General features: G+C 69.9%; 7 protein-coding genes. 2 read left to right on the forward strand and 5 right to left on the reverse strand.

The features are described from left to right. Positions 1-79 precede the first annotated feature (79 nt). Positions 80-1,558, forward strand: coding sequence for an MDR family MFS transporter (locus RN02_RS00285; protein WP_009614612.1), 1,479 nt, complete (start codon positions 80-82; stop codon positions 1,556-1,558). A gap of 21 nt (positions 1,559-1,579) precedes the next feature. Here the strand turns inward: RN02_RS00285 and RN02_RS00290 are convergent, their stop codons facing one another. Further along, positions 1,580-2,881 (reverse strand): MFS family transporter, encoded by a 1,302-nt coding sequence (locus RN02_RS00290; RefSeq protein WP_043312520.1) that lies wholly within the window; start codon positions 2,879-2,881, stop codon positions 1,580-1,582. A 632-nt stretch (positions 2,882-3,513) separates the two neighbouring features. Here RN02_RS00290 and RN02_RS00295 point away from each other — a divergent pair. Continuing rightward, entirely contained in the window at positions 3,514-4,839 is a 1,326-nt protein-coding gene (locus RN02_RS00295; protein ID WP_043312521.1) for an OprD family porin, read from the forward strand. Positions 4,840-5,379: 540 nt separating this feature from the next. On the opposite strand, the gene RN02_RS00300 is transcribed toward RN02_RS00295, so the two are convergent. From RN02_RS00300 to RN02_RS00310, 4 genes are read right to left on the reverse strand one after another with little or no spacing between them, the layout of a single operon-like run. Beyond that, the gene (locus RN02_RS00300; RefSeq protein WP_043312522.1) at positions 5,380-8,511 is read right to left on the reverse strand and encodes a CusA/CzcA family heavy metal efflux RND transporter; all 3,132 of its coding nucleotides are present in this window, start codon (positions 8,509-8,511) and stop codon (positions 5,380-5,382) included. Between the two features lie 15 nt (positions 8,512-8,526). Then, positions 8,527-9,774 (reverse strand): efflux RND transporter periplasmic adaptor subunit, encoded by a 1,248-nt coding sequence (locus tag RN02_RS00305; RefSeq protein WP_043312523.1) that lies wholly within the window; start codon positions 9,772-9,774, stop codon positions 8,527-8,529. Between the two features lie 25 nt (positions 9,775-9,799). Further along, a complete protein-coding gene (locus RN02_RS33650; protein ID WP_161796232.1) occupies positions 9,800-9,970 on the reverse strand; it encodes a hypothetical protein in 171 nt (56 codons plus the stop codon). Then, positions 9,970-11,190, reverse strand: coding sequence for a TolC family protein (locus tag RN02_RS00310; protein ID WP_043312568.1), 1,221 nt, complete (start codon positions 11,188-11,190; stop codon positions 9,970-9,972). The genes RN02_RS33650 and RN02_RS00310 overlap by 1 nt, the downstream gene beginning before the upstream one ends. Positions 11,191-11,563 lie beyond the last annotated feature (373 nt).

Consider the following 11,563-nt stretch of genomic DNA (forward strand, 5'->3'; position numbering starts at 1 on the left):
GCGCGCCGCAGGCACAATCCGTTAGACTGCTAAGCATCCATCCCGTCCCAATAAATTCGCTCGTCCTCAAGGGGGTTGCTTGAATACCCTGAGCCACCCGCGTCCGCCGGTGCGCACCATCCTCATCGGGCTGATGCTGGCGATCTTCCTCGGCGCGCTCGACCAGACCATCGTTGCCGTCTCGCTGCCCGCCATCTCCGCCGGCTTCGCCAACTTCGACCTGCTGGCCTGGGTGATCTCCGGCTACATGGTCGCCATGACCATCTCCATGCCCATCTACGGCAAGCTCGGCGACCTCTACGGGCGGCGCCGGCTGATGCTCTTCGCCACCGCGCTGTTCACCTTCGCCTCGCTGCTCTGCGGCCTGGCCCAGAGCATGGAGCAGCTGGTGCTGGCGCGGGTGCTGCAGGGCGTGGGCGCCGGCGGGCTGATGTCGGTGAGCCAGGCGATCATCGGCGACATAGTCCCGCCGCGCGAACGCGGCCGCTACCAGGGCTACTTCAGCAGCATGTACGCGGTGGCGAGCATCGCCGGCCCCGTGCTGGGCGGGCTGCTCACCGAGTACCTGTCCTGGCGCTGGGTGTTCCTGATCAACCTGCCGGTGGGCCTGGTGGCCTTCGCGGTGTCGCGGCGCACCCTGGTGGGCCTGCCGGTGCCGGGGCGGCGGCCGCGCATCGACTACCTGGGCACGCTGCTGATGATCGCAGGCCTGGGCAGCCTGCTGCTGGCCATCACCGACGTCGGCCAGGGCGCCGACTGGCGCGATGCGCAGCTGCTCGGGCTGTTCGCCGCGGCCCTGGTGCTGCTGGTGCTGTTCGTCCTGCAGGAGCGCCGCGCCGCCGAGCCGCTGGTGCCCATGCAGCTGTTCGCCATCCGCGCGGCGACGCTGAGCTGGATGGTCGGCTTCTTCGCCAGCTTCCAGATCATCTCGCTGTCGGTGCTGGTGCCGCTGCGCTTCCAGTCGGTGACCGGCGCCGGCGCCGACAGCGCCGCGCTGCACATGCTGCCGCTGGCCATGGGCGTGCCGATCGGCGCCTACTGCTGCGGGCGCCTGACCACCATCCTGGGCCGCTACAAGCCGCAGATAGTCGCCGGCGCGCTGCTGCTGCCCTGCGCGGTGGCCGGCCTGGCCCTGGTCACGCCGTCCAGCTTCTGGCTGTCGGGGCTGTTCATGCTGCTGTGCGGCACCGCCGCCGGCACCCAGTTCCCCACCAGCCTGGTGGCCGCGCAGAGCGCCGTATCGCATAGCCACCTGGGCGTCGCCACCAGCAACACCACGCTGTTCCGCTCCCTCGGTGGAGCGGTGGGCGTCGCCCTGATGTCGGCGATCCTCCTGGCCATGCTGCAGCCGCTGGCGGCCGGGCAGGGCTTCGGCCACGGCATCTCCGCCAACGAACTGCTCGCCAGCCTCGCCGGCCCCGGCCACGAGGACCGCCGCCTGCTGCTGGACGAAGTGTTCCGCCGGCTGTTCCTGGTCAACGCCGGCGTCGGCGTGCTGGCGCTGCTCATCGCCCTGGCGCTGCCCAACAGCCGCCTGCGCGGCAAGGTGGAGGACTGAGCCTCCACCGCCCGCGTACCGTCAGTCCTCGTCGTTGAGGTAGCTGACCTTGCGCAGGTCCGGCAGCAGCAGGCAGACCACCAGCGCCACGCCGCACATCACCGAGACGTAGATGTAGAAGTACGACTCCACGCCGAGGCTCTTCAGGCCCAGGGCCGCGTATTCCGCCGAGCCGCCGAAGATGGCGTTGCCCACCGCGTAGGACAGGCCCACGCCCAGGGCGCGGATCTGCGGCGGGAACATCTCGGCCTTGATCAGCCCGCTGATGGAGGTGTACAGGCTGACGATGGCCATGGCCGCGATGATCAGCACGAAGGCCATGTAGGGGCTGGTGGTGGTCTTGAGCGCGGAGAGGATCGGCCAGGTGCAGAGCATGCCCAGCAGGCCGAACCAGAGCATCGAGGTCTTGCGCCCGATGCGGTCGGAGAGGGCGCCGAACAGCGGCTGCATGCACATGTAGACGAACAGCGCGAAGGTCATCACGCCGCTGGCCACCTTGGCGTCCATGCCCACGGTGTTGACCAGGTACTTCTGCATGTAGGTGGTGAAGGTGTAGAAGATCAGCGAGCCGCCGGCGGTGAAGCCGAGCACGGTGAAGAAGGCGCGCTTGTGGTGGGCGAACAGCTCGGTGAGGGTGCCGGACTCCGCGCGGTGCAGGTTCTCGTCCTTGGCCGTCTCGCTCAGCGAACGGCGCAGGTAGAAGGCGATCACCGCGGTGATGGCGCCGACCACGAAGGGAATCCGCCAGCCCCAGGCGCGCAGCTCCTCGGTGCTCAGCAGCTGCTGCAGGATCACCACCACCAGCACCGCCAGCAGCTGGCCGCCGATCAGCGTCACGTACTGGAAGGAGGCGAAGAAGCCGCGCTGGCCCTTGAGCGCCACCTCGCTCATGTAGGTGGCGCTGGTGCCGTACTCGCCGCCCACCGACAGGCCCTGGAACAGCCGCGCCAGCAGCAGCGCCGCCGGCGCCAGCACGCCGATGGTCTCGTAGGTGGGCATCACGGCGATGGCCAGGGAGCCGCCGCACATCATCAGCACCGAGATCATCATCGCCGTCTTGCGGCCCTTCTTGTCGGCGATGCGGCCGAACATCCAGCCGCCGATGGGGCGCATCAGGAAGCCGGCGGCGAACACCCCGGCGGTGTTGAGCAGCTGCACCGTGGGGTTGCCCGAGGGGAAGAAGGCGTGGGCGAAGTAGATGGCAGTGAAGGCGTAGACGTAGAAGTCGAACCACTCCACCAGGTTGCCGGAGGAGGCGCCGACAATGGCGAAGATGCGTCGGGCGCGTTCTTCGGCGGAGTAATGCGGTACGGGTGCGTTCATGCGGGTTCTCTCGTCGATGACACTGTTGTTGGCGTTGTACGGCGGCCGTCCCTTTCGCCACCGGACGAGGTGCGGCAGGCCGCACTCGGGCAGCTTGCCGACACAATCTGTTACAGGAGTATAGCCCCCTGCCGATAGCCAGCTAACGATAAATCCTGCCGATCGACGGGGTGCCAACCATCGAAAGGGCGAATATCGAACGTCCGTTCGGCATTTCCGATTGACCGGCACAAGGCCAGCTTCTATCGTTTCGCCACCCACGCGTGCCTGCCGGGACTACTTGTCAGGTACCCCTCGGTGGGCCGCAGGGTCCGACCTTGTCCACAAGACAAGGTCGATTACCTTCCCCTCGCAGGGCGGCTCCTGCCGCAAAGCCTCGGTGCCCCGTCCACACCCCCGGACGCGCAGGCACCGGGGGGATAATGGTCCCCCCGCCTTCCCCATCCTCCGTAGTCGCTCCCGTCTTCGTCCGCCGTTCGCCGGCTGACGGAATTGTCATGTCCGCCTCATCTCCGCGTCATTCCGCCGTCATCAGGATGGAGCCTGCCTGCGCGCGGCTCCCAGCCGCTGCGGGTGCACAACAACGATGCGGCGCCTCTCCGGCAGCCGCCCAACACCCCATGGAGCGATCGATGACACAGCGGCACATCCCCCTGGCCCTCTCCCTGCTCGCCGCCGGGCTGGCCAGCCCCCTGGCCGGCGCCGAGGAGAGCGCCGAAGGCTTCCTCGAAGGCCAGCGCCTGGACATCCTCAACCGCAACTTCTACTTCAACCGCGACGACCGCCACGGCCAGTCCAGCCCCAAGGGCAACGGCTACTCCGAGGCCTGGGCCCAGGGCCTCTTCGCCCGCTACCAGTCCGGCTACACCCGGGGCACGGTGGGCTTCGGCGTCGACGCCTTCGCCATGCTCGGCATCCAGCTGGACAGCGGCGACGGCCGCAACGGCGGGCACAGTTCGTTCGACGTGCTGCCGGTGGACGCCCGGGGCCGCACCCAGGACGAATACGCCAAGGCCGGCGGCGCCGCCAGGCTGCGCCTGTTCGACACCGAGGTGAGGATCGGCGACGTGTTCCCGCAGACGCCGGTGGTGCACTACGGCGACTCGCGCCTGCTGCCCGAATCCTTCCGCGGCGTGACCCTGAACAACGCCAGCATCGACGGCCTGGACCTGCAGGCCGGGCGCCTGCATTCGATGAGCCAGCCCAACGAGCGCAAGATGAGCGAAGGCTTCTCGACCTTCTACGCAGGCCCCGTCGACGCCCCCTGGGTCGCCTACCTGGGCGGCGACTACGCGCTCACCGAACAGGTCAGCGTGAGCCTCTACGGCAGTCGCCTGAAGGACGCCTGGAAGCAGTACTACGCGGCCACTTCGGCGACCTATCCACTGGCCGACGGCCTGGACCTGATCGGCGGCTTCACCTACTACAAGTCGGTGGACGACGGCGGCCGCGAGCTGCTCGGCGAGTTCAACACCAACATCTGGAGCGGCAAGCTCGGCGTGCGCTTCGGCGCCCACACCCTGGCCCTGAGCCACCAGCGCAACAACGGCAATAACGACTTCGACTATCTGCGCCAGTCGGACTCGATCTATCTGGACAATTCCATCCAGTACACCGACTTCAACTCGCCGAAGGAGCGCTCCTGGATGCTCCGCTACGACCTCGACATGCAGGCCTACGGCATCCCCGGCCTGAGCTTCATGACCCGCTACGCCCGCGGCAGCGACGCCGACTACAGCCACGCCAACGCGGTCTACATGCGCCGCGACGGGAACGGCGATCCATTGACCGACCAGAAGCGCTGGGAGCGCGACGTCGAGGCGAAGTACGTGGTGCAGAACGGCAGCCTGAAGGACCTGTCCTTCCGCCTGCGCCAGGCGACGACCCGGGCCACGGCCTTCGAGTCGGACCTGGATGAGGTGCGGCTGATAGTGGAGTACCCGTTGCGGGTGCTTTGAGGTTCGGGTGTGGAGAAAGGCCCCTGCGGGGCCTTTTTCGTTTGCGGGGGTGGTTTGGCTTTTGCGTAGAAGCGAGCTTGCTCGCGAACCCGGTTTCCCGGTGGCTTCGGTGCCTGGCCTGAAGAGCGCCCTCTCCCTAACCCTCTCCCTGAAGGGAGAGGGGACCGTTCGGTGTGCTCGGGTATTTCGGCGTTAGCCGGCTACTACACGGGTATCAGGATGAAACCACACCGCCTCTCGGCACGAACTAGCCCCCTCTCCCTTCAGGGAGAGGGCTGGGGAGAGGGAACGGAGTCAATCCAAGGCTCCGTTGCAACCGGGGAACTCCGTTCGCGAGCAAGCTCGCTCCTACACAAAAGCCCAACCCCTCCCTATCAAAATCGTCATCCCCACCTCAGCATCCTGTTACCAGCCACAGGTTCCAATACCCCCCGTCAGCCCCACTCGTGTGAACTGACGGCCGTCCCGGCAGCGAAAGCTCCTTTGGTGAGGGATGGCCCCTGAGGCGCCCCCCGCGGGCGCCTTTTTTTACGTCCCTGCTCAGCCCACCTCATCGCGCCTGTGCGCCCAGCGATACAGCGCCGGCAACACCAGCAGCGTGAGCGCAGTGCTGGAGAGAATGCCCCCGATCACCACCGTAGCCAGCGGCCGTTGCACCTCGGCGCCGGTACCTGTGGCCAGCGCCATGGGCACGAAGCCCAGCGAGGCCACCAGCGCCGTCATCAGCACCGGGCGCAGGCGCGTCAGGGCGCCCTCGTGGATGGCCGCGTCCAGGCCGCGACCCGCCTCGCGCAGGTTGCGGATGAAGGCGAGCATCACCAGGCCGTTGAGCACCGCCACTCCGGACAGGGCGATGAAGCCCACCCCGGCGGAGATCGACAGCGGGATGTCGCGCAGCCACAGCGCCGCCACCCCGCCGGTGAGGGCGAAGGGGATGCCGGTGAACACCAGCAGGCCGTCGCGGACGTTGCCGAACATCATGAACAGCAGCACGAAGACCAGCAGCAGCGCCACCGGCACCACCACCTGCAGGCGCCTGGCCGCCGATTGCAGCTGCTCGAACTGGCCGCCCCAGGCGGTCCAGTAGCCGGCCGGCACCTGCACTTCGCTGGCCAGGCGCCGTTCGGCCTCGGCGACGAAGGAGCCGATGTCGCGGCCGCGCACGTTGGCGCTGACCACCACCAGGCGCTTGCCGTTCTCCCGGCTGACCTGGTTCGGCCCCTGCAGCAATTGCAGTTGCGCCACCTGGCCGAGCGGGATGAAGGCGATGCGCCCGTCGGCGCCGGCCGGCAACGGCAGCAGCAGGCGCGACAGGCCGTCGATGTCGCTACGCTGCGCCTCGGGCAGGCGCACCAGCAGGTCGAAGCGGCGGTCGCCCTCGAACAGCGTGCCGGCCTGACGCCCGCCCACCGCGATGGCGACGAAGTCCTGCACGTCGCCCACCGCCAGGCCGAAGCGCGCCGCCCGGTCGCGGTCGATGTCGACGGTCAGCACCGGCAGGCCGCCGGTCTGCTCGACCTTCACCTCGGAGGCGCCGGGCACCTGGCGCAGGGCCTCGGCGATCTTCCCGGCGGTCTGTTCCAGTACCACCATGTCGTCGCCGAAGACCTTCACCGCCACGTCGCTGCGCACCCCGGAGATCAGCTCGTTGAAGCGCAGCTGGATCGGCTGCGACAGCTCGTAGTTGCTCCCCGGCACCTCGGCGGCGGCGCGCTGGATTTCCTCCACCAGCTGCGCGCGCGGCTTGCGCGGGTCCGGCCAGTCCTGCTGCGGGCGCAGCATCAGGTAGCTGTCGGAAATGTTCGGCGGCATGGGGTCGGAGGCGATCTCGGCGGTGCCGGTGCGGGCGAACACCCGCTGCACCTCCGGCACCCTGGCGAGGATGTGGCGCTCCAGGCGCTCCTGCAGCTCCACCGACTGCGTCAGGCTGGTGCCCGGCACGCGCAGCGCCTGCAGGGCGAAGTCGCCCTCGCTGAGGCTGGGCACGAACTCGCTGCCCATGCGCGTGGCCAGCAGGCCCGCGCCCAGCACCAGCAGCGCGGCGCCGGCGAACACCCGCGCGCGGTGGCCCATCACCCAGCCCAGCACCGGCTCATAGCCGCGCCGCGCGCCGCGCATCAGCCAGTTCTCCTCCTCGCGCACGCGGCCGCTGACGAACAGCGCGATGGCCGCCGGCACGAAGGTCACCGACAGCAGCATGGCGCCGAACAGCGCGATGACCACGGTGAAGGCCATGGGGTGGAACATTTTCCCTTCCACGCCGGTGAGGGCGAAGATCGGCAGGTACACCACCATGATGATCAGTTGGCCGAAGATCAGCGCGCGGCGCGCCTCCTTCGAGGCGGCGAATACTTCATGCAGGCGCTCGCTGCGCGTCAGCAGGCGGCCGTGGTGCTGCTGGGCGTGGGCCAGGCGGCGGATGGCGTTCTCGACGATGACCACCGCGCCGTCGACGATGATGCCGAAGTCCAGCGCGCCCAGGCTCATCAGGTTGGCGCTGACGCGGTTGGCGAACATGCCGCTGAAGGTGAACAGCATCGCCAGCGGGATGACCATGGCGGTGATCAGCGCCGCGCGCAGGTTGCCGAGGAACAGGAAGAGCACGGCGATGACCAGCACCGCGCCCTCCACCAGGTTCTTCTTCACCGTGGCGATGGCCTTGTCCACCAGTTGCGTGCGGTCGTACACCGGCACCGCGCGCACCCCCGCCGGCAGGCTGCGGTTGACCTGTTCCAGGCGCTCGGCCACGGCGGCGGCGACGCTGCGGCTGTTCTCGCCGATCAGCATGAACACCGTGCCCAGCACCACCTCGCGGCCGTTCTCGGTGGCCGCGCCGCTGCGCAGTTCGCGGCCGATCTGCACCTGCGCCACGTCGCGCACGCGGATCGGCGTGCCTTCCAGGTTGGCCACCAGCACGTTGCCGATGTCTTCCAGGCCGGAGAGCTGCCCCGGCGCGCGCACCAGCAGCTGCTCGCCGTTGCGCTCGATGTAGCCGGCGCCGACGTTGCCGTTGTTGCGCTCCAGCGCCGCCAGCAGGTCGGCCAGGGTCAGGCGGTGCGCGGCCAGGCGCTGCAGGTCGGGCGCCACCTGGTACTGCCGGGCCTGGCCGCCGATGGTGTTGATCTCGGCCACGCCGGGCACGTTGCGCAGCTGCGGCTTGACGATCCAGTCCTGGATCACCCGCAGGTCGGTGGGCGTGTAGGGCGTGCCGTCCTCCTTGCGCGCATCCTCGGCGGCCTCGATGGTCCACAGGAAGATCTCGCCCAGGCCGGTGGAGATCGGCCCCAGCGCCGCCTCGGCGCCCTCGGGCAGCTGCTCGCGGGCCTGCTGCAGGCGCTCGTTGACCAGCTGCCGGGCGAAGTAGATGTCGGTGCCGTCGGCGAAGATCGCCGTCACCTGCGACAGCCCCGAGCGCGAGATCGAACGCGTCTGCTGCAGGCCCGGCAGGCCGGCCATGGCGGTCTCGATGGGGTAGGTGATGCGCTGCTCGGTCTCCAGCGGCGAGTAGCCGGGGGCGGCGGTGTTGATCTGCACCTGGACGTTGGTGATGTCGGGCACCGCGTCGATCGGCAGCTTCTGGTAGCTGGCCACGCCGAGGGCGGCCATGCCCAGCACGGCGAGCAGCACCAGGTAGCGCTGCTCGATGGCGAAACGGATGATGCGTTCGAACATGGGGGGCTCTCGCGGTCAGTGGGCGTGCTCGGCGCTGGCCTTGCCCAGCTCCGACTTGAGGACGAAGCTGCCGGCGGCGGCGACCTGCTCGCCGGCGGCCAGGCCCTGCAGCACCTCCACCCGGCCCTGGCCGCGCGCGCCCAGGCGCACCGGCTGGGCGACGAAGACGCCGTCGCGGCGGACGAACACCACGTCCTGCTCCTCCACCCGCTGGATGGCCGCCTCCGCCACGCTGACCGCCGCCGCGCGCGGCGCGCCGGCCAGCGTCACCTGCACCGGCAGGCCCGGCCGCCAGGCGCCGCCGGGGTTCTCCACCACCACCCGGGCGCTGGCCATGCGCGACTGCTCGCCCAGCAGGTTGCCGACCTGGGCGACGCGGCCCTCGGCGCTCATGCCCAGGTCCACGGCCTCGACCTGCGCCGCCTTGCCCAACTGCACCCAGGCCAGGTCGCGCGGCGCCACGGCGAAGGTGGCCCAGACCCGCGACAGGTCGGAAAGGGTGAAGGCGGCGGTGTTCTCGTCCACCACCTCGCCGCGCACCAGGTGCTTCTCCACCACCACGCCGTCGAAGGGCGCGCGCAGCTCGTAGCGGTCGCCGCCGCCGGCGCCCAGGGCGCCGAGCTTCTGCCGGGCGTTGGCCAGGGCGATCTCGGCTTCCTGCCGGGCCTGGCGCGCCTGCAGGTAGTCCTGCTCGGCGGAGACCTTCTCCTGCCACAGCTGGCGCTCGCGCTCGTAGGTCACCCGCGCCAGTTCGAGGCGCCGCTGCGCCGCCGCCAGTTCGCTGCGCAGGTCCGACAGCTGCGGGCTGGCGATCACCGCCAGCAGCTCGCCGCGCTTCACCGCCTGGCCCAGTTCGGCCGCCACCTGCTGCACCACCCCGGCCACGCGCGGCACCAGGTGCGCGGTGCGGTCGGCGTCGAAGGCGATCTCGCCGGGCAGGCTCAGGCGCGCAGACAGCTCGGCCGGCGCGGCGTACTCCAGCTCCACGCCGGCTACGCGCAACTGCTCGTCGCTCAGGCGCAGGCCGGCGTCTTCCTCGCCATGCTCGTCGGTCTCGGCGTGGTGCTCGTCGTCGCCATGGCCAGCGGCCTCGCCATGGGCCTTGGCGGCGCTTTCGCCGTGGTGTTCGCCATCCTGGTGCGCGGCCGCCTCGCCATGCCCTTCCGGCGCCTGCGCGGCCCCGCCCGGCAACAGCGTGGCGGCGCCACCCAGCGCCAGCAGGAACAGCACGGCGGCGGCGATCTTCATTTCTCTCGACTTCATGGACTCTCCCGGATGGCCCCGCGCCTCAGGCGCCGATCAGGCTCGACAGCGCGCCCAGGGCGCGGAACAGGGCATGGATGCACCAGTGCCCGGCGGCGGAGCCGTAGGCCTGGTAGGGAAGGTGGCCGCTGGTGGCCAGCAACGCCGCCAGCAGCAGGGCCGACGACAGCCGGGCGCGCAGGGAGCGCCCGGCCATCAGCGCAGCGCCAGGTCGCCGAAGATGCGCTCGGTGCGAGCGCGCGCCTCGGCGAGGCGGGCCAGCGCCTGCAGGTACTGGTCGCGCGCGGCGAGCAGGGTGCGCTGGGCGTCGAGCACTTCGAGGAAGCCGAACTTGCCCATCTCGAAGCCGCGGGTGGCGGCGTCCAGGGCCTGGCGCGCGGCCGGCAGCAGGCTGTCGCGCAGGGTTTGCGCCTCGTGCTGCGCGGTGCTCCACAGGTCCAGCGCCTGCTGCGTCTCGCGGCGCAGGCGCAGCTCGGTGGCGTTGCGCAGGTCGCGGGCCTGGTCCGCCCTGCGCGCCTCGGCCAGCAGGCGGCCCTGGTTGCGATCGAACAGCGGCAGCGGCATGGACAGCCCGACCAGGTTCACCCGCTCGCGGGCCTCGTGGTCGTACTGGCTGCCCAGGGTGACGTCGAGGTTGGGCACGCGCTCGGCCCGCGCCAGCTGTATGGCGGCCTCGCGCTGGTCGACCTGGAGCAGCGCCAGGCGCAGCTCGGCGGTCTGCTCCAGGCGCCGCAGCAACTGCGCGGCCTGGGGCGGCGCCGGCAGCTCGGCGTTGCCGGCCACCTCGGCGAAGCCCGGCTCGGCCTCGCCCATGAGCCCGGCCAGGGCGCGGTAGGCCTGGTCACGGTCGATGCGCGCGCGCTGCAGTTCCAGCTCCACCTCGGTCAGCTGCACCTGTGCCCGCGTCGCCTCCAGCGGCGCCGACTTGCCGGCGCGCACCCGTGTCTCGGCGGCGCGCAGGGCCCGCCGGGCCAGGGTTGCCGACTCCTCGCCCAGGCGCAGGCGTTCCTGGGCCTGCAAGGCAGCCTGGAAGGCCTCCAGCACCTCGGCGCGCAGCGTGTTGCGGCGCACTTCCAGCTCCATTTCGGCGATCGCCTCGCCGCGTTCGGCCACGGCCACCCGCGCGCCGCGCTTGCCGCCCAGCTCCAGGGGCTGGGTCAGGGCGAGGGTGGTGGTGGAACGCTCGCGGCGGGTGTCCTCGGTCTCCCAGGACAGGCTCGGGTTCGGCAGCAGCGCCGCCTGGCGCCGCTCGCCCGCGGCGATGCCCCGGCCGCGGGCGACGGCGGCCAGCTCGGGGTTGGCCGCCAGCGCGGTGCGCAGGGCCTCGTCGAAGCCCAGGGCGCGGGCCTCGGCCGGCACGCCCGGCAGGCCGAGCAGAAGCAGGAACAGCGACAACGATGCCGGCCACGGACACAGGCCCGCAGCCGGCCAGCGGAACAGGCCACGAAAGTAGGACACGGCACACCTCAGGAAACGGCCCGGGACGGCGTTTTCGCCCCATGGACAGGCGGCAACTTCCAGGGAAGTTCCACCCACTGCCGCAACGTTAATTTCCTGCTTTTATCGGCAAGGTGACCCGTCAATTACAAATATGTCATTCAACCGAAGTTCATATTTTCCTGCGTTAGCATCGGCTTTATCCGGCTATCCAGGGCGCTCCGAACCAGGCCCTGAAAACCACCGATAAAGCCGCCTTATCAAGGATTTGGAACAACTAATGCGCCGCAATGGCAATATCCGGAAACATCCTTTGGGAGCCAGCGGCATTGACCCTGAAGCGGCTACAACC

The sequence above is a fragment of the Pseudomonas sp. PI1 genome, from assembly GCF_000812405.1.
Classification (GTDB): domain Bacteria; phylum Pseudomonadota; class Gammaproteobacteria; order Pseudomonadales; family Pseudomonadaceae; genus Pseudomonas; species Pseudomonas citronellolis.